Source organism: Enterococcus sp. AZ062 (assembly GCF_051715065.1).
Lineage (GTDB): Bacteria > Bacillota > Bacilli > Lactobacillales > Enterococcaceae > Enterococcus_B > Enterococcus_B mundtii.
This window is the reverse complement of the sequence record NZ_JBIOTB010000001.1, coordinates 543,593-561,353: the sequence shown is the minus strand read 5'-3', so window position 1 is coordinate 561,353 and position 17,761 is coordinate 543,593. Positions and strand designations below refer to the sequence as shown.

Sequence of the window (17,761 nt, the reverse complement as noted above, 5' to 3'; positions counted from 1 at the left end):
ATCTAGCTTCACAGCTATTAATAAAAAAGCTCTTTCTTCCTCAACAATATATCACCTCACCCATTTTTAATCTATTTATAATTTTTTTCTAATTCAGAAAGAATACTGTACTCACGCATATTCCCCTGATATAAAAGAATGATTAAGTAAAAATAAAATAACGTTTAAAAGGAAATATAAAACTATCTCAAACCCTTACTTATAATAAACTAAAAGCAAAAATCCCATTACACTAAAAAACAAAAAAAAAACACATCTTTATAATCATTAAAATAATGTGATTCACAACCTGATATCCACTTCAATTATCCTAAAAAAAGATATTTATTCCTCAAAACAAACCGAAAAAAATATTTTTATCATCACATACTCATAAACTAAATCCCTTTTCAACTGTTCTCTTGAGTATTGGAAGACAAAAAAACTGACCTAATTTCTTAGATCAGCAAGTCTATCGATACAGTTGATTATAATATGATTGGTTTCTTACATTTTTTTGAAAAATCAATGTTTTAACTTTCGGAGTAATGAAAAATAGCAACTCAACCTTTAAGAAATTGATTATTCATTGCCTGTAAACTTAATTGGTCGATAGCCAGGGCTTGTTTCAAATAGGTTTGGATCGACCCGTATTCCTGTTCTACCACTTGATAAAAACGGTCCAAGTAACTGCTGTCCACATTCAACGCAACATCTAAAGCAGCTAGATTCCCCTCATTCAAGTGGACTTTTTTTGCTTGCGCCAAAATCATCGCATTTTCTTTTTTACGTAGTTCATTCGTACGTAGATAATCGACATAGATTGCCTTGCGAGGAACGTCTAATGACTCTAATATTAGCAAGGCTGCGATTCCCGTTCGATCTTTCCCAGCAAAACAATGAAATAAAAGGCTTTCCTCTTGATCCATAGTAAGTACTTCTTGGAAGAAACGAGCATACCCTTTCTGCGAAGTCGGATTCAAGGCGATATCTTCATATATTTTTGTCATATAGTTCGTGGCTTTTTCAGGGGAGCCGATCTTCACAAAATCTTCCAGCCCAGCGCCTTCGTCTGCCACATCTTTCATGATGTCGATATGGATATATTTCGTCTGTGGAACCGTTTTATCTGGTCGAGCCTGAATTTCATCTTCACCGCGTAAATCAACGATTTTACTTAAACGATAGGTGGTTTCTAAATGTCTAGCATCTTCTTCTGTCAAACTAGATAGTTCACCTGAACGCAAGAAAACATTTGTTAAAACTTCTTTGCCATTTCTATTTTTGATGCCACCGATATCGCGAAAATTTGTGATTTTTACCATTTCTGCAATGACCTTCCTTTTCCCATATTTAGGATCGTTTCCACTTAGTTCCTCAGAAGCGGTTGCGTACTGCATCTGAAAGAACCACCAAAGATCCTTGTCAATTTATAGTCAATATACTCGACTGTGATCCCTCGTTTCTCTAATTCTTCACCAATAAAAGTAAATTCTGGATCTGTGATATACGTTGTCTCGTTGATCGGCAGTCCGTTCGTCGCCAATCGAGAGGCTTGTGCTAAAGACACCTCTACCCGATCCCAATGGCTTAACTGTTCTGGGATACCATTTAGGAACGCTTCTTCACACACGATCATCAATCCATCTTTGACAAGGCTTAATGCGCAGTCTAAATGCAAGATCGTCGGATGAAGTGGCACTTCGATCACTTTGTAGCCAAATCGTTTGACTAGATTTCTTAACCATTCAATACCATGAGTATTGGATGCTAACCCTGAGTTACCTGCAAAAATCGTTTTTCCTAATACTAAAACATCTCCACCTTCTAAGAAAGGCCCTTGTTCTGAATCGATACCTTGCGAAATATCTGGCTTAGGAATAGAAAAATACAAGCAGTCATTCTCATTCGATTCATTCATGAGTATCTCACGAATCGGTAGAATCTCATTTCTGCGGTGTGGGAGCTTTAATGAACCTTCAATCAATAGATCCCCAATCGTAAAAAAGGGGTCTCTGGTGAAAAAGTTACTGTAGCCATACTCTAGCCCTAGTTCTTTTTCAAAAGAGGTCAACTTTCTTGGTAAAAGGACTTCTACCCCATATTTTTCTAGTACTTTTTGTAAATTCTTCCGTTCGACTTCCCAAGCTTTTTGTTGTTCTGGGAAAACTTCACTAAAGTCTTTGCCTATCACTTCAGGCCCACTAAATAACTCATGGTTTTCTTCTGTCAAGAAATCGACACCGGTTAATTCTTTCGTAGGAAAGCCAAATTCAGACTGTGCTAAAACAACCCGCTTTAGTGGTGCAAACTCGCTTTTCACAAAAATATGATCCATCGTTTCTGCTCCTCCTCGATTTGTTCGAATTTTTATAGGGAATAACAGGCAAGACCAACCAAAAATACTAAAACAATCAAAGCAACCATTGGTTCGACCCATGTTTTTTTCGAAGAAAGAAAGACATTTTCCTTATTTTTCACAAATCCCCAACCATACTTTCTAGGGAGTTGCACTTCTAATATCGTCCCGCCTGATAAAGGTAAGAGTGCCACTTTATATCTGGATTTTGCAAATAAAAACAACGACATAAAATAAAGACCGAACTGGATGATTTTGATCAATCGAATGATTTGGATATTTTTGATTTTTCTCACTATTTCTCTCCTTCTATCCTAGCGGTTATCATCTAACAATAACACCCTTTCTCTTTTTCTTAGGATATTTTTTAATTATTTGGTTAAAAGAGCGTCCTATTCTGTTACCTCTGCTCCCCAACCTCCACTATCTGCCAGAAGCAACTTTTTTTACTATAACATGAGTTGACTTCGTCTAGATCAAACCGATCATAATCGTTGGTTTTGGACTCATAACCTACAAAATCTCTCACTAAATAGCCCACATCCAGTCGATTGGAGGTGGGCTATTTTCTACCGAATTATTTCATTTCTACGCTTTCACCATTTGTCGCAATCACTTTTTGATACCAGTAAAATGATTTTTTAGGCGAGCGGGTCAGCGTTCCGTTGCCCTCGTCATCTCGATCGACATAGATAAAGCCGTATCGTTTACTCATTTCACCAGTTCCTGCACTGATCAAATCAATACAGCCCCAAGAAGTATAACCAATCAAGTCCACGCCATCATCGATTGCTTTCCCCATTTCTTGGATATGTTGGGCGAGATAATCGATCCGGTAATCATCGTGGATCGAGCCATCTGGTTCAATTTTATCGACAGCCCCGAGTCCATTTTCTACGACCATCACTGGGATTTCATAGCGAGAATAGATTTGATTCAAGGTATATCGCAGCCCGACCGCATCAACTTGCCAGCCCCATTCGCTTGTTTCAAGATACTCATTCGCCACCCCGCCAAATAAATTGCCGCCACTTTTATCTGACCGAGTATTTAAATCATCTGCAATACACGTACTCATGTAATAACTGAACGTATAATAATCGACAACGCCTTCCTTCAAGAGTGCCAAATCCTCTTCTGTGATGTCCACTTCGATTTTTTCTTTTTCAAAGTAGCGTTTCATGTAATAAGGATAGGCTCCTTTGACTTGGACATCGCCACAGAAATAATTTAACCGGTCATTCATTTGTTGCGTCTTCAATACATCTAATGGATGACAGGTTTTAGGATACATCGTGATATACGCCAACATACAGCCGATCTGAAAATCAGGATTGATTTTATGTCCAGCAATCACCGCTCGAGCAGAAGCAAGGAAGACATTGTGTAAGGCTTGATATTTTTCTGTTTCCGTATAAGTTCGATTAAATAATCCATTGATTTGTTTGCCATGTTCTAAGACACCAAAATTGATTTCATTGAAGGTCAACCAGTATTTCACTTTGCTTTTGTAGCGTTCAAAAAGTGTCGTTGCGTAACGTTCGTAATACTCGATCGTTCGTTTGTCTAAAAATCCGTCATACGTTTTTCCCAAATGAAACGGTAACTCAAAATGTGAGATCGTCACGATCGGTTCGATCCCATATTTATGTAGCTCATCAAACACTGCATCATAAAATTTCAACCCTTCTTCATTTGGCTGCTCTTCGTCACCATTAGGAAAAATCCGTGTCCACGCAATCGATAAACGATAGGCTTTAAAGCCCATTTCCGCAAATAATGCGATATCTTCTTTGTAGCGATGATAAAAATCAATCGCTGTATGGCTCGGATAGTAATACTTGGTTTCATCGATCACCAAATCAAAGGTACGTCGTTTCCCCATCTCACGATTGCCTGCACGATTGTGATCGCTGATCGAATCTCCTTTACCATTGACAGCCCATGCTCCTTCACATTGATTTGCCGCTGTTGCGCCACCCCATAAAAAATTCTTTGGAAAACTCATCAGTCATTGCCCCTTTTCAGTTTGGTATGATAGTCTTACAGTTATTTTATTATTGAGTATAAAAAAAGACCCAATCAACCACCTAAAAAGGCCGTTGATCAGGTCTAGCTTAACTGAATAATCACTATCCTATCTAAAAAGATACTATTTTTTGTAAACGTTGTCAAACATTGATTTATTCGTCCTCTTCAGCCAATGCAGCAATTACTTGGTTCACATTCAGAATATTCTCTGCACCAGAACGAACATATTCCGGCGATGTTCCGACCATTTGACTATTGATAAACTCGATGACCATTGGCATATTCATGCCAGCATATAATTCGATCGCTTCGCCTTCCATGATCAATTGGACAATAGTATTTGCTGGCGTCCCGCCCATCAAGTCACAAAAAACAACATAGTCTTCCAACGAAGAAACCACCGCAAAAAATTTTTCTTTGAAATCCTCTGTTCCTTCTTCCGGCAATAAAGGCACTGTATGAATATGAGCTTGCGGTCCCATGATCATTTCGGTACTTGCCTTTAGTCCTTCACAAAGTTGTCCGTGGCTGACAAGAACTAACTGTTTGCTCATTTTCAACACTCTCCTATTTTGAGATCACACCTAAAGCGGATAAAACGACACAGATGATCAAGACGATAAAAATTGCTCTGGTGGAGGTCATATTCTTTTTGCCTAATAACCAATAGACACCGCCAACTATCGCGGCTGGTAATAATTTAGGTAGGATCATATCAATATTATTTTGCATGTTCATCGTCACATCACCAATGCTCGGCGCCCAGGAAACTTGCACATTCACCATTGTAGCAACTAATGCACCGACCATAAACACCCCTAACAAGGTTGCGGCATCTGTGAGCGCTGTTAATCGTGATTGCATCGTGGTCACTAAAGAAATCCCTTCTTTGTAAGCAAATTGCAATTGTTTCCAACGAAAAACCATGACTACGATTTGGGCAACGATCCAGATAAAAATACCTGCGGGGTTCCCATTGATCGCCATATTGGCGGCTAATGCCCCAAAAATGGTCGGAATCAATGCGGCGAAAATGGAATCGCCAATCGCGGCGAAAGGTCCCATCAATCCAGCTTTCATCCCAGAGACAGTTTCTTTTGAGGCAATACCTTCTTTTTCTTCAATCGCTAAATCGATCCCAGTAATGATCGTGTTGAAAAAGTTAGAGGTATTAAAAAATTGTGTATGAGTCTTCATTATTTCTTTTAATTCCGGCGTATCATCTCCGTAGATTTTTCGCAATTGTGGCAGGATCGTATAGAGATAGCCTGAACCTTGCATCCGCTCATAATTCCAGCCTAATTGGAAGGTCAACAAGCTTCGGCGGTTGATTTGTGTAAAGTCTTCTTTCGTTAACTTGTAATTAGATTTCGTCATCTTCGATTTCTCCTTCCTCAGAGGTTGTATGGGGACTTGCTACTTGCTGGTTTTCTGTTCGTTGATTGTTTTTATAGCTGATCGCTGCTAAAGAGAAACCGATCATTGCTACTGCCAGCATCGGTAATGAATTGAAGGTTGCCGGCAAATCTTTGACGACACTTGCGACACTCGTGCCAAGCAACTGGACATTTGAGAACAACGTTGCTAATAAGGCAGTGATCGTAAAACCTAAAATCAGATAAGGAAAATGTTTCTTGACTGGTAAATAGCGTAGTAAAATAGCAAAACCGACTGCTGGTAATACCGCTCCTGCGACAGATAAGCCATCTCCTAACCATTTTAAATCGCCATTTAGCACAGCGACGACGTTTTCGACTAGTCCGCCACCAAATGCTAAGGCTAAAAAGACAGGGATCAAACGTGACAAGGACCAAGGAAGAGCACCTAATAAATAATTGCGTTCAATTGCTTTATAATTCATTGTTTCAACATGTTGGTCGATACGATGAGCGAAGTACGTATTCGCAAATCGAGCTAAAATATCCAATTGGATCATTAAACTAGCGACAGGAACTGCAATAGCCGCAATTGCCTGTTCTGGATTCATCCCTAATGAGATGGAAAAAGCAGTTGCTAGTATCGTTCCGGAGTTTGCATCGATCCTTGAAGCACCGCCAAATGTCCCAACACCTAGAACGGTCAATTGCATACTACCACCTATAATTAAACCAGCTTGTAAATCCCCCATGACTAATCCGGTGAACAAACCGGCAAAAACGGGGGCACTCATTGAGGAATAAATTTGTAGTTCATCTAAAATCTGATAACCTGCATATAAAGATAATAATAAGATTTGCCACCATTGAATGGACATCTACTTAACCCCCTTATTTATTCAAAAGACTCATAAAATCTTCTGACTTATCACTTGGTACCATTTGTGCGGTCAAATGGACCCCACGCGCATTTAACTGTTTGAAATCCTCAATATCCTTTTCCACCACATTGATCGATTTGGTGATTGATCTGGTTTCATTTGTCTGAGACATATTCCCTACATTGACTTCCTTGATCGGCACGCCTCGTTCAACAAGTTTCAACAATCGATCAGGTTTTTTTGCGACGATCAGTAAGCGTTGGGAGTCATATTTCCCAGCGAGAATATTCTCTGCGGCTTTTTCAATCGGTAAGACACTTAACTTTACTCCTGCTGGTGTGGCTAATTTCAAGCCACTTTTTTCTACTGTATTCATTGCGACCTCATCATCTACAACTAATATCCGAGTAATCGACAACTTCGTTACCCAAAGATTCGCGACTTGTCCATGGATCAAACGTCCATCGATTCTTACACCAATAATTGCCATTGTTCATTCTCCTTTACAAATAAATTGTTCATTCTCAAACTAAAGGTAACGCTTACATTATTCGCCTGTTTTTTGATACCAAGGTGTCGCTGTCTGATTGATTACTTGATTCAAGTTCTCAATATTCTGTCTACCTTGTGTCCGTAACCATTTGACGGCTCCTTCTTTCCCAGCATCTACATAAGCTTTGACGCCATCTTTCCAAGTCGCTCTTCCGCACAAGACACCATTGAAAGTGGAACCTGACTCATGAGCAAAGACTAACGTTTGTTGGAATAGTTCAGAAGATACACCAGCACTCAAGAAAATAAATGGTAAATGCGTCGCCTCGCTTTGCGCCTTGAAAAAGTCAGCTGCTTCTTTTCGACTATAGACGATTTCCTTGTCACCAAAACCTTCGACAAAGTTCATATTGACTGGTACTTCGACTTTCAAAACATCTACTTGGTAACGAGGCTTTGAAAATTCTCTCATCATTTCAACCACTTTATGCGGTTTGACCTTTGCATACTCAGATGAAGCGCTATCATTTATTCCTGCATCATAAGAAAGCAGTTCTAAATAAAACGGTCGATCCTCTCCTGCACATTCACTTCCTAGACGTTCAATAAAGACGTGTTTCAAATGATTGATTTTTGGATCTTCATCAACGTCATAATAAAGTAAAAATTTCACTGCATCTGCTTGTTCTTCTTTTAATCTCAAGGAAGACCAGTCTCCTAATAGATCCGGTAACCGTCCAGGAGTCGATACGTCATATCCCGTTTTTTCATACGCCAAGAGCAAACCAGCGGATTGATCACGTACTTTGGCAGCGGGTAAACCATATTCAGGATCTAATAAAATAGCTGAAGCATAGGGCGTCAACTCACTAGAAACCAACGCTTTGAACTCAATCAATTGTTCATCTGTGGGTGTTTCTCCTAAAGCCGACAGCATTTTCTTCAATGCTCCCCGCTGATCGATTGCTAATGCACTGATGATGCCGTCTTTTGTTACTAATTGTTCCATCGCTTTTTTCTTATTTGGTGTCATCATTTTTATTGACCTCCTTGTTATTCATGTTGGTACTCATGGATCGTCACACCTTTGACTACTCGATTCACCGTTCCTGTCGGTGAAGGTGTGTCAGGCGTATTACCAACTTTGATCGACATCTGAAGAGCAATGATTTGTGCGGTCAAAATCATCACTACGGATAGATAGGCATCAGGTAATTCTAGCGCGACTGGTTCTAGGAAAAAGTTTGCTCCAGAAAAGTCTCTTTGCGTCGATTGAGCAATGGCTAACACCTTTGCAGCAATCGCATTGCCATTGATTTCTTCCAAAATATCTAAATCATAGTTGCGTGTGTACGCTTGGTTCGTCACAAACCCGATCACTAAAGTTTGCTCATTGACAAAGGATTTTGGTCCATGACGAAAGCCCATCGAAGAATCAAAGATCGTCGCGATTTTTCCAGCAGTCAACTCTAAGATTTTCAACTGTGCTTCCCTTGTGGCACCAGCCAAGCTACCTGAGCCAAGATATGCGACCCGATTGAATGGTACTGCTAACACTTGGATCAGTTCTTGCTCTCTTTTCAGAACATCTTTGCCGATATGACTCAAGGAAGTGACATACTTTTGTTTTGTTTCTTGGCTCGCTTGATCAAACAGCCAAAGGGCACTCAATAACATACAAGTAAAACTACCTGTCATGGCAAAACCAGCGTCATTTGCTTTTTTTGGCATCAACAACAAGAAATGTTGCGATTGTTCACGTGCGACTTGTGCTAATTGTCCTTCTTCTGCACACGTAATCGCTAAATGGAACAACGTATCCACGACTTGATCGGCGATTTTGACCGCTGCCAGACTTTCCGGACTATTGCCACTTCTAGCAAACGAAATCAATAACGTGGGTTGATCAGGAAACAAATACTCTCTTGGAGCAGCAACAATATCGGTCGTACCAAAACTATGAAAAGCAAATCGTTTGGTGTCTCCATGCTCATTCAAATAAGGAACAAGCGTATCGCCTACATATTGAGAAGAGCCTGCACCGGTAAAGATGACTTGGATTTGTTGCTTGTTTGCCTGTTTTTCAAGTGCATCAAAGAAAAGGGCTAATTCATTTTTCTTCTCTTCTAAGATTTCCACAACCTCTTCCCACAGATCTGGTTGTTGTTTGATTTCTTCTGTAGTGATCCTTGCACCTATTTTTTCTAATTCATCCTTCGACAGTTCAAACATATTATTTTCCTCCTAGATTACTCCGAACATGACGGATCTTATAATGGAATTGGTCTGCTCTTGCGACACTATCTGTGTATTCGATGATCTCGTTTTTGCTATTGAAGGTCGTCCGTTTCAAATGTAAAATTGGTGCCCCATCGCATATATGCAGTAATTCGGCATCATTTGCGTAAACAATACTGGCATAGAATTCCTCTTCTGCCACTTGGACATGTTGATCAAAATCTTCCAGAAAAACATCATACAAAGGCTTGCTTTCCAAAATCGGCAAATCAAGGCCAAGAAACAGTTTTGCTGGTAAATAAGACCGTTCAACCATCAAAGGAACATCATCCGCTAAACGTAGCCGCTTGATTTTGAAGATTGCTTCTCCTAGATTGAGATTCAAGCGTTCAGCCAACTGCTTTGTCGCTGCTTGTTTTTCAAAAGCTAAAATAATCGTTTTCGGTGTACGCCCCAATGCCAACATTTCTTCTGTGAAGCTGTAAGCACCAGCTAGACTTGCTGCTTGATGCGATAAGTCACTGACAAACGTTCCTTTTCCATGTTTTTTATAAATATAGCCAAGTGTTTCTAATTCCCGCAATGCCAATCGAACCGTCGTCCGACTCACACCATAGTACAGACATAACTCCCTCTCAGACAGCAATTTATCATGCGGGATCATTTCTGCCTCAATTCGTTTCTTTAGTACATCAACTAGTTGATAATATAACGGTTTCCCTTTACGAGAATTTTCCATTTCTTTACCCCTTCCAACTGGTTATAACCACAAGACAATCGTAAAGTAATAATAACTACCTGTCAACATAAAAATTGCTTAAAAACCGCTATATAACAACGTTTTAATCAACTATATATAAAAACATTTTAAATACCTCGAAAATACCACTTAAAATAAAAAAACAGCATAAACCTCATAAAAAGCAGCATAAGGCTTGTCCTTAAAAAGCTTGTTTATCCTAGAAAATTTATAAAATAATGAAGAAATCCAACGGTTCTTTTTCTTGCATTTCGCTAAATTCCAATGAAAAATAACAAAAAAAAGAAACACTTCATTTCCCACGTCTAGGTGCTCAAAGTGTTTCTCTTTTGCTATTTCAAGATGACTAACCAACTAGCGACTAATCTTATTTTTCCAAGGCGAAGCTGTCTTCATCAAGACTCCATTTAATTCCTCAATGTTGTTTCTCCCTTGTTCAGCAAGCCATTTTTTTGCCGCCTGTCTCCCTTGATCCGCAAAAGGTGCCACACCATCTGCCCATGTAGCTCGCCCACATAAAACACCATTGAACGAAGACCCAGCGTTTTTGGCAAAGTACAACGTTTCTTGGAATCCTTCGGCACTGACACCTGCACTAAGAAAAATGAACGGTAAGTCAGTCGCTTGGCTTTGCTCGATGAACAAAGCGGATGCTTCTTGCTTGGAATAAATGATTTCTTTTCCAAAACCTTCAACATAAGTCATATTGACAGGTACTTCTACCTTCAAGACATCTACGTTGAACCTCGGCTCTGAGAAAATCTTCATCATTTCAATGACTTTTTTCGGTTTGATCTTGGCATATTCCTTGGAGGTCGTATCTGGGATCGTTGCATCATAAGATAGCAATTCTAAAAAGAAAGGAAGATCTTCCGCCAGACATTCTGAACCAATTCTTTCTACATATGCCTGTTTCCGTTCATTGACTTCTTCGCTTTCGTCTACATCATAGTAAAGCAAGAATTTGCAGCCATCTGCTCCAGCTTCCTTTAGTCTTTTGGCTGACCAAAAAGCTAAGGTATCTGGCAAACGTCCAGGTATCGTTGTATCATATCCTGTTTTCTCATAAGCCAACAATAGTCCAGCTGTCTTGGCGCGTTTTTCGGCAGCGGGCAACCCATATTCTGGATCTAAAAGAATCGAAGAAGCAAAAGGTGTCAATTCTTCGGACACAAGTTCTTTGAAATGGATCAAATCATCCACTTTGACCTCCTCTTTGTGTTTCGCCATCATTTTTTTCAATGCGCCTCTTTGATCTATCGCTAAAGCCCCGATGATCCCGTCTGGATTACTCATGTTTACCAATGCTTGGTATTTCCCCTCTGATACTTTCCTCATTTTTTCAACATCCCTTCTAACTTAAAATCAATCAACCCAACAATTTCTTCTTGAGTGGAAGCAGTGATAAATGCTTGTTTAAAGCCTTCATCCATCAACATTCGTGCCATTTGCGAAAGAAGCGCCAAATGACTGGTTCCTGCTTCTGCAGCTGGAATAAACAACGCAATCACATACTTGATCGGTTGACCGTCTAAACTATCCCAGGCGACTGCATTCGTTAATTTCAAAATAATGATCGTTGGTTCTTCTATACTTTCACTTTTCGCATGAGGGATCGCAAAGCCATCCATCATACCAGTCGTACCTTCTGCTTCGCGTTGTTTCAAACCAATTTCGACCGCCTGTTCATTGGTCGCTTTTCCTACCTCAACGATTTTTGTTGAAAGAAACGCAAACACCGCGTCACGAGTATTCGCCGCCACATTGGTATAAACAAATAAATTTTCCATCAAATGAATCCTCTCCCTTTCACACACTCAGTGACTTTCTTTTTTGAACCAAGCCTAGTAATACTCCCCCTGCAATAGAACCAGCAAGAATCGCAAGAACCCACAATAAGCCATGCGTCACTACTGGTAAAACGAGAAATCCGCCATGGGGTGCTGGTACTTGCACGCGAAAGAAATAGGTCAATACAGCGGCGATCGACGAACCAAGCATCATGATTGGCAAGACACGAAGCGGATCTTTTGCCGCAAAAGGAATCGCACCTTCCGTAATATGTGTTGAACCTAGAATGAAATTCACTAGACCAGCATTCTTTTCGTTTGGCTCGAAGTATTTCCCAAAAAGCAAGACCGCAAAGCCAGTAATCAACGGTGGAGCAATGCAGGCTGCAGAAACTCCCGCCATAAAGCTAGTATTTCCTTGTGCTAACAGGGCAGTTCCAGTAACGTAGGCTGCTTTATTGATCGGCCCCCCCATATCGAATGCGCACATACAACCGACGATCACCCCTAATACTAAAGGACTTGAGTTTTCAAACCCTGCTAGAAAATCCATCATTCCTTCATTGATACTAGCCATCGGTCCTGAAATGACTGTCATGATCAATCCAGTAATCAACACCCCTAGTACGGGATATAAGAAAATTGCCTTTAAACCATCTAGTGTTTTAGGCAAAGGTTTTAACGCTTTTATTAATCCCAATACCACATACCCTGCCAAGAAACCTGAGATAATCCCACCTAAAAAACCTGTACCACCATCTGAGGCAATCAATCCACCGACAAAACCAACAACCAGTCCAGGACGCTTTGCAATTCCTTCAGCAATAAAAGCGGAAAGGACCGGCACCATCATACTCATCGCAAAACCGCCGATTCGATTCAAATTCGCAGCAAATTCATTGTATTGCGCATTGGCAGGATCAGCAGAATAAATCCCCCATAAAAAAGAAATGGCGATCAAGACTCCTCCACTGACAACAAAAGGCAACATGTGGGAAACACCATTCATCAAGTTCTTATAGATGCTGTGACCAATACTCTGTTGTGCATGTTGTTTTTCCTTATCTCCTTCCGCCATTTCGACTTTTTCAGAAATCACTCCTTCACCGTTTAAAGCCGCAGCAATCAATTGATCGGCTTCTTTGATCCCTTTCGAAACAGAAACATCAATGATCCTTTTCCCGGCAAATCTTTCAGGCTGGACATCTTTATCCGCCGCAATAATCACTGCTTCCGCTTCAATGATTTCCTGATCTGTCAAACGATTTTCTACCCCTACTTGACCATGGGTCTCCACCTTGATCGAAATGCCTTTTTTCTTCGCTGCCTGTTCCAGTGCTTCTTGTGCCATATACGTGTGGGCAATACCTGTGGGACAACCAGTTGCTGCAATTAATCGATACTTAGCCATTATCTGAATTCCTCCTTATGAATAGTGATTTCTTTTTTCAACTCTGCGACATCTGTAAAATCAGTCAATCCTTTTTGAAACGCAGTCGAGCTACCCGCAGCTAAACTGTCCTTGAAACAATCCGCACTATTTTCTTCTTTGATCAAGCCTGCCAGAAAAGTGGCTAGGAGTGTATCCCCGGCACAAGCGGTATTGACGACTTTTCCTTGCGGGGCATTTCCTGTCAAACAATAATTTTCGTTCACATAGATCCCGCCCGCTCCACCTAATGACAGCAATACATTTTGAGCGCCTGCGGCTAATAGTTTCTTGCAATAGTTCACATATTCCGTTTCTGCTATTTCTTCATCAAACCATTCTGCCAATTCCTGCTCATTCGGTTTCAGTAAAAATGGTTGATACTTTAGACATCGTTTAACGATTTTAGCACTCGTATCTAAGATCAAGCGCACTTGATTCTCATGACAGATTTTACTGATCATTACTAAGATTTCTTCTGGTACCCCTCTTGGCAGGCTCCCAGAAACACAAAGATAATCTCCAGCTGACAAATGACTGATTGTCTCAAGCAATTCTTCCATCGCTAACTGGTCGATTTCTGGTCCACGATTGACCAACTTGTATTCACTTGATTCCTCATTCACTTGTGTAAATACGTTGATGCGAGTCATTCCAGGTATAGAAACAAAATGAGCGTTGATTCCTTCCTTCGTCAAACATTCCTCAATATAAGCCCCAGTAAATCCTCCGCTAAAGCCCAACGCAGTATTTGGTATCCCGAGTTTTTTTAAAATCAATGAAACATTGACACCTTTCCCATTTGCTTGGATGTCATCATCGATTGAGCGGTTCACGACATTCGGTTTGAGTCGTTCCACTTCAATAAACAGATCAATCGCCAGATTCATCGTACATGTATATACGTTAGCCACCTGTATCCCTCCTCACTTTATCTACAGTATGACCTGTTTTTGGATGTACATGTTTTCTAAATAAGCGCTATTTTAGGTAAATGTTTACAAAATAAAACTCATCTGAGTAAGGGTTTACATCAGTGGTAGAATAAAAAGAAAAGGGGGAGGAGTAAATGGAACCTAAATTGAGCGAGGCAGAACATTTTTTATGGGAGTATATGATGAATCACATCCAAGAAATCCCAAATCTATCAATTATCAAACTAAGCGAACGAGCCAACGTATCTACCACGACCATCGTTCGTACCATGAAGAAAAAAGGGTACGAAGGCTATACTTCTTTTAAGCATCATTTAAAGGAAAAGAAGAATACCACCATCAATTTTGCTACGGTCGATAAAGTAGATGAAGAAATAAAAACTTCCATTCTAAAAAACGAACAGGAAGTCGTGCGTACCATCAATCTATTGGATACAGGAGTAATCGAAGATGCGATTCAAAAAATCTGGAGTTCACAAAGAATCATTATCTTTGCCAGAGGATTTTCAGAAATGATTGGGGAAGAAATACAAACAAAATTCCAACTACTCGATAAGTATTGTGTCCTTCATACTGATCCAAATATCATCAAAACCGTTAGTCGCAAATTGCACAAAAAAGATGTCGTTCTTTTTATTTCCTTAAACGGTGAAACAGAAGAACTCGTAGCAGCAGCGGAGAATTGCTACCGCGAGGAAATCAGTTCGATCCTGATCACCGCCTCACGGGAAAGTCGCTTGAATCACTTAGCAGAATTATCCTTGATCGGCTTCAAATCCGAAATCTCTTTTTTCCCTGAATATGAAGTCCGCTCTCGCCTGCCACTTTCTGTGATTGCGCGGATCTTGCTGGATTCGTATGCGATACGGGTGAAGAAGGGGGATTGAAAAAAATGCGGAAGAAGCACCAATAACCGAAAACATAAAACAGATTTCGGCTATTGGTGCTTCTTTACGAAAGAGTTGATTCAGTTTTATTTACTTTTGGTTTATGACGTTCTTCTACATTCAAGTCTTGTCACCACGCCAAAACAAAACAAATAATCGAAACTACAACCGTCAAAACAAATTCAACCTTCACTTCCGTTCCATACGTTTGATTCGGTAGATAGATGGCTTTTCGTTTCGATTGATAAGGAATTTTAGGTCGGTTGGGTTGGGCATATGCGATAAGTATCGATAATAAAATCAGTGTGAAGTAAATAGTATTTTTCTGTGCTGCAAAATAGATACTTGAAGCTAATAAAATCAAACTAGTTCCTTTGAGTATTCTAGCGTAGGTCATTTTAATCTCTCCGTTCTATTCTTCTTTTATTTGAAGATTTTCTATCTTGATTATCTTGCTATTTTCTATTATTTTTATACCTCCACATGACAATCAATAGAATCGTCATCACTAGATAGGAGGTGAGAACAATTATTTGGCTCACTCTTTTCACCTTCTCTAAAATTCTCATACGATCGATACTTTTATGTATTCATTTTTATTACTAATAGATAAACGTGGTTCAAATTATTCCTATTACTAAAAATGATACAATTCTAATTCCAAAATTGAGCAAATCATAAGAACTAAAATCGTGGGAATCAGCGCAAACACCACTTCCGTTCTAGATGTTTGATTCGGTAGATAGATTGCCTTTTTTTCCGATTTGTAAGGAATTTTAGGTTGCTCGGATTGGGTATATTCAATAAATAGTGATAGCATAATCAGTATGGTATAGATCGTATTTTTCATTGCTGCAAAATAGATGCTTAGCGCCAATAAAACCAGTTGGATTATTTTGAATATTCGAACGTAGGTCATCTTTCATCTCTCCATTCTATGTATAAATAAGTAACCGGTACCTCTCTACAAATATATATACGTAAAGCACTAAAATATTACTTTAACAAATTAAAATAACCTCCACCTTAATCATATCAAAAAATATCATAAAAATTTATTACATTCCTAAAAAGCTGTTTTAACAGCATAATCGTCAATATTACCCTTCAGCCAAACAACTCTTACGAATAAATAAAAAAACGGAACAACAGGCTGAATGTTTCCATCCTCCTGTTATTCCGTATTTACTATTACTTAAATGTAGTTTTCACTCCACAAATGGCTCTTCACCTAGTGCTTGTTGTGCGGCTAAGTTTAGTAAGCTCCATTGACGGTCGTGTCCTGGTTGGAAGAAGAAATCTGCTTCTGCTAAGTCTTCGATCGTTAATTTTTGTTGGATCGCTAGCGCTAAGACATTGCCTTGTGCAGTGATGTCCTTCGTTGATAAAACAGCGCCACCTAGCAATTGATGCGTAAATGGATCATAGGCTAATTGTACAGCTGCTTTTCCGTTCCCAAATTCTTCTGGTACGAATTTTGGACGGATCGTATCTTCATAGAAGGATGTTTTGATGGCTACGCCTGCGCGATCAGCTGTGAAGCTGTTCAAGCCACTTGCAGCAAAATGATAGTCAAACACACGTAACGCAGATGAGCCGACTAAGCCGCCAAATGGTTTGCTTGGTGTTTGTTCGAATAAGTGTTGAACCACATAGCGTGCTTCTCGACGTGCAACTGTTGCCAATGCGATCGGCACTTTTTTGCCTGCTGGGATCGAATAAGCAAGTGTTGCATCTCCTACTGCATAAACATCAGGTAAGTTTGTTTGTAGGTATTCATCTGTGATGATCCAGCCACGTTCATCTAAATCAACGATGCCTTTCAACCATTCGGTATTCGGTTTGACACCGGCAGCTTGGATGATCAAGTCTGTTTCGATCGTGCCACTATCTGTTTCGATGGCTGCTACTTTACCGTCACCTGTGAAGGCTTTGATATTCACGCCAGTTTTGATATCCATACCTTTTTCTTTTAAGTGCGCTTCTAAGATATCTGTCATTTCCTTATCTAAGTAAGTACCTAAAGGACGATCGATCATATCTAATAACGTTACTTCTTTCCCTGCATTCAAGAAAACTTCTGCTGCTTCGATCCCGATGTAACCTGAACCGATCACTGAAACTTTTTTCACTGCTGGGTCTGCCATGCGTTCTTTGATTTTCGTTGCCCAATTATAGCCACGCATCAAATACACATTTTCTAAGTCTGTTCCTGGAATAGGTAATGAGTTTGGTTTCACACCTGAACTCAAGATCAATTTATCGTAAGCATACTCTTCTGTATGTCCATCTTCTTTACGTGTAACTGTTACTGTTTTTTTATCTGCATTGATTGTCTTAACTTCGTGGTTATTTAAAATCCCCACATTTGGTTGTGGAAAGTTTTCCGGTCTGAAATTACGGACATCATTCACACTAGTGACTTGATCCTCTAAATATAATTCCATGCCGCATGACATAAATGAAACATAGTCGCCTGCTTCAAACAAGGTGATATCCACATTTTCTCCGTATCTAGATAGTAATTCTAAAATGGATTGATGACCTCCATGTGATGCACCGACAATAATTACTTTCGTTTTTTCCATTGACAAAACCCTCCTC

The 17,761-nt window shown here is 39.8% G+C and carries 19 protein-coding genes; 1 reads left to right on the top strand and 18 read right to left on the bottom strand.

Going from position 1 to position 17,761, the window contains the following annotated elements:
• Positions 1–542 precede the first annotated feature (542 nt).
• From IGJ00_RS02630 to pfkB, 15 genes are all read right to left on the bottom strand, one after another.
• Complete coding sequence (locus tag IGJ00_RS02630; protein WP_438844077.1) at positions 543–1,379, bottom strand: tyrosine-protein phosphatase; 837 nt, start codon at positions 1,377–1,379, stop codon at positions 543–545.
• The gene (locus tag IGJ00_RS02625) at positions 1,349–2,317 is read right to left on the bottom strand and encodes a dimethylarginine dimethylaminohydrolase family protein (protein WP_086334300.1); all 969 of its coding nucleotides are present in this window, start codon (positions 2,315–2,317) and stop codon (positions 1,349–1,351) included. Before IGJ00_RS02625 ends, IGJ00_RS02630 begins: the two co-directional genes overlap by 31 nt.
• 32 nt (positions 2,318–2,349) lie before the next feature.
• On the bottom strand, positions 2,350–2,634 hold the full coding sequence (locus IGJ00_RS02620; protein WP_430608230.1) for a hypothetical protein: 285 nt from the start codon (positions 2,632–2,634) through the stop codon (positions 2,350–2,352).
• Positions 2,635–2,915: 281 nt separating this feature from the next.
• Entirely contained in the window at positions 2,916–4,346 is a 1,431-nt protein-coding gene (locus tag IGJ00_RS02615; protein ID WP_195339079.1) for a glycoside hydrolase family 1 protein, read from the bottom strand.
• Positions 4,347–4,521: 175 nt separating this feature from the next.
• Positions 4,522–4,923 carry a PTS sugar transporter subunit IIA gene (locus IGJ00_RS02610; protein WP_438844076.1) on the bottom strand — a complete coding sequence of 134 codons (402 nt, stop codon included), beginning with the start codon at positions 4,921–4,923 and terminating at the stop codon, positions 4,522–4,524.
• A gap of 13 nt (positions 4,924–4,936) precedes the next feature.
• A complete protein-coding gene (locus tag IGJ00_RS02605; RefSeq protein WP_074801680.1) occupies positions 4,937–5,746 on the bottom strand; it encodes a PTS system mannose/fructose/sorbose family transporter subunit IID in 810 nt (269 codons plus the stop codon).
• Positions 5,733–6,623 (bottom strand): PTS mannose/fructose/sorbose/N-acetylgalactosamine transporter subunit IIC, encoded by an 891-nt coding sequence (locus tag IGJ00_RS02600; RefSeq protein WP_062805684.1) that lies wholly within the window; start codon positions 6,621–6,623, stop codon positions 5,733–5,735. The genes IGJ00_RS02605 and IGJ00_RS02600 overlap by 14 nt, the downstream gene beginning before the upstream one ends.
• Before the next feature lie 13 nt (positions 6,624–6,636).
• Positions 6,637–7,116 (bottom strand): PTS system mannose/fructose/N-acetylgalactosamine-transporter subunit IIB, encoded by a 480-nt coding sequence (locus tag IGJ00_RS02595; protein ID WP_010736309.1) that lies wholly within the window; start codon positions 7,114–7,116, stop codon positions 6,637–6,639.
• A 57-nt stretch (positions 7,117–7,173) separates the two neighbouring features.
• Entirely contained in the window at positions 7,174–8,151 is a 978-nt protein-coding gene (gene lacD, locus IGJ00_RS02590; RefSeq protein ID WP_438844574.1) for a tagatose-bisphosphate aldolase, read from the bottom strand.
• 20 nt (positions 8,152–8,171) lie between these two features.
• Positions 8,172–9,350 (bottom strand): SIS domain-containing protein, encoded by a 1,179-nt coding sequence (locus IGJ00_RS02585; RefSeq protein WP_066025205.1) that lies wholly within the window; start codon positions 9,348–9,350, stop codon positions 8,172–8,174.
• A 1-nt stretch (position 9,351) separates the two neighbouring features.
• Complete coding sequence (locus IGJ00_RS02580; protein ID WP_074801691.1) at positions 9,352–10,095, bottom strand: GntR family transcriptional regulator; 744 nt, start codon at positions 10,093–10,095, stop codon at positions 9,352–9,354.
• Between the two features lie 375 nt (positions 10,096–10,470).
• A complete protein-coding gene (gene lacD / locus IGJ00_RS02575; protein WP_438844075.1) occupies positions 10,471–11,454 on the bottom strand; it encodes a tagatose-bisphosphate aldolase in 984 nt (327 codons plus the stop codon).
• A complete protein-coding gene (locus tag IGJ00_RS02570; protein WP_438844074.1) occupies positions 11,451–11,906 on the bottom strand; it encodes a fructose PTS transporter subunit IIA in 456 nt (151 codons plus the stop codon). The genes lacD (IGJ00_RS02575) and IGJ00_RS02570 overlap by 4 nt, the downstream gene beginning before the upstream one ends.
• 19 nt (positions 11,907–11,925) lie before the next feature.
• Positions 11,926–13,317, bottom strand: coding sequence for a PTS fructose transporter subunit IIC (locus IGJ00_RS02565; protein WP_115357272.1), 1,392 nt, complete (start codon positions 13,315–13,317; stop codon positions 11,926–11,928).
• Positions 13,317–14,249 carry a 1-phosphofructokinase gene (pfkB, locus tag IGJ00_RS02560; protein WP_115357271.1) on the bottom strand — a complete coding sequence of 311 codons (933 nt, stop codon included), beginning with the start codon at positions 14,247–14,249 and terminating at the stop codon, positions 13,317–13,319. The genes IGJ00_RS02565 and pfkB overlap by 1 nt, the downstream gene beginning before the upstream one ends.
• Before the next feature lie 155 nt (positions 14,250–14,404).
• Here pfkB and IGJ00_RS02555 point away from each other — a divergent pair, with 155 nt between their 5' ends.
• Positions 14,405–15,157: a MurR/RpiR family transcriptional regulator gene (locus tag IGJ00_RS02555; RefSeq protein ID WP_108145938.1), complete on the top strand. Its 753-nt coding sequence runs from the start codon at positions 14,405–14,407 to the stop codon at positions 15,155–15,157.
• A 130-nt stretch (positions 15,158–15,287) separates the two neighbouring features.
• Here the strand turns inward: IGJ00_RS02555 and IGJ00_RS02550 are convergent, their stop codons facing one another.
• The 3 genes from IGJ00_RS02550 to IGJ00_RS02540 all read right to left on the bottom strand — a co-directional run bounded on the left by IGJ00_RS02550 (position 15,288) and on the right by IGJ00_RS02540 (position 17,745).
• Positions 15,288–15,554, bottom strand: coding sequence for a hypothetical protein (locus IGJ00_RS02550; RefSeq protein WP_438844073.1), 267 nt, complete (start codon positions 15,552–15,554; stop codon positions 15,288–15,290).
• A gap of 240 nt (positions 15,555–15,794) precedes the next feature.
• Positions 15,795–16,076 (bottom strand): hypothetical protein, encoded by a 282-nt coding sequence (locus IGJ00_RS02545; protein WP_438844072.1) that lies wholly within the window; start codon positions 16,074–16,076, stop codon positions 15,795–15,797.
• Positions 16,077–16,365: 289 nt separating this feature from the next.
• Complete coding sequence (locus tag IGJ00_RS02540; RefSeq protein ID WP_438844071.1) at positions 16,366–17,745, bottom strand: FAD-dependent oxidoreductase; 1,380 nt, start codon at positions 17,743–17,745, stop codon at positions 16,366–16,368.
• Between the last annotated feature and the right edge of the window lie 16 nt (positions 17,746–17,761).

Bases quoted from the DNA above. Each gene is read 5' to 3' on its own strand.
- IGJ00_RS02630 (WP_438844077.1), bottom strand. From the start codon at position 1,379: ATGCAGTACGCAACCGCTTCTGAGGAACTAAGTGGAAACGATCCTAAA.
- IGJ00_RS02625 (WP_086334300.1), bottom strand. From the start codon at position 2,317: ATGGATCATATTTTTGTGAAAAGCGAGTTTGCACCACTAAAGCGGGTT.
- IGJ00_RS02615 (WP_195339079.1), bottom strand. From the start codon at position 4,346: ATGAGTTTTCCAAAGAATTTTTTATGGGGTGGCGCAACAGCGGCAAAT.
- IGJ00_RS02610 (WP_438844076.1), bottom strand. From the start codon at position 4,923: ATGAGCAAACAGTTAGTTCTTGTCAGCCACGGACAACTTTGTGAAGGA.
- IGJ00_RS02605 (WP_074801680.1), bottom strand. From the start codon at position 5,746: ATGACGAAATCTAATTACAAGTTAACGAAAGAAGACTTTACACAAATC.
- IGJ00_RS02600 (WP_062805684.1), bottom strand. From the start codon at position 6,623: ATGTCCATTCAATGGTGGCAAATCTTATTATTATCTTTATATGCAGGT.
- IGJ00_RS02595 (WP_010736309.1), bottom strand. From the start codon at position 7,116: ATGGCAATTATTGGTGTAAGAATCGATGGACGTTTGATCCATGGACAA.
- lacD (WP_438844574.1), bottom strand. From the start codon at position 8,151: ATGACACCAAATAAGAAAAAAGCGATGGAACAATTAGTAACAAAAGAC.
- IGJ00_RS02585 (WP_066025205.1), bottom strand. From the start codon at position 9,350: ATGTTTGAACTGTCGAAGGATGAATTAGAAAAAATAGGTGCAAGGATC.
- IGJ00_RS02580 (WP_074801691.1), bottom strand. From the start codon at position 10,095: ATGGAAAATTCTCGTAAAGGGAAACCGTTATATTATCAACTAGTTGAT.
- lacD (WP_438844075.1), bottom strand. From the start codon at position 11,454: ATGAGGAAAGTATCAGAGGGGAAATACCAAGCATTGGTAAACATGAGT.
- IGJ00_RS02570 (WP_438844074.1), bottom strand. From the start codon at position 11,906: ATGGAAAATTTATTTGTTTATACCAATGTGGCGGCGAATACTCGTGAC.
- IGJ00_RS02565 (WP_115357272.1), bottom strand. From the start codon at position 13,317: ATGGCTAAGTATCGATTAATTGCAGCAACTGGTTGTCCCACAGGTATT.
- IGJ00_RS02555 (WP_108145938.1), top strand. From the start codon at position 14,405: ATGGAACCTAAATTGAGCGAGGCAGAACATTTTTTATGGGAGTATATG.
- IGJ00_RS02550 (WP_438844073.1), bottom strand. From the start codon at position 15,554: ATGACCTACGCTAGAATACTCAAAGGAACTAGTTTGATTTTATTAGCT.
- IGJ00_RS02545 (WP_438844072.1), bottom strand. From the start codon at position 16,076: ATGACCTACGTTCGAATATTCAAAATAATCCAACTGGTTTTATTGGCG.
- IGJ00_RS02540 (WP_438844071.1), bottom strand. From the start codon at position 17,745: ATGGAAAAAACGAAAGTAATTATTGTCGGTGCATCACATGGAGGTCAT.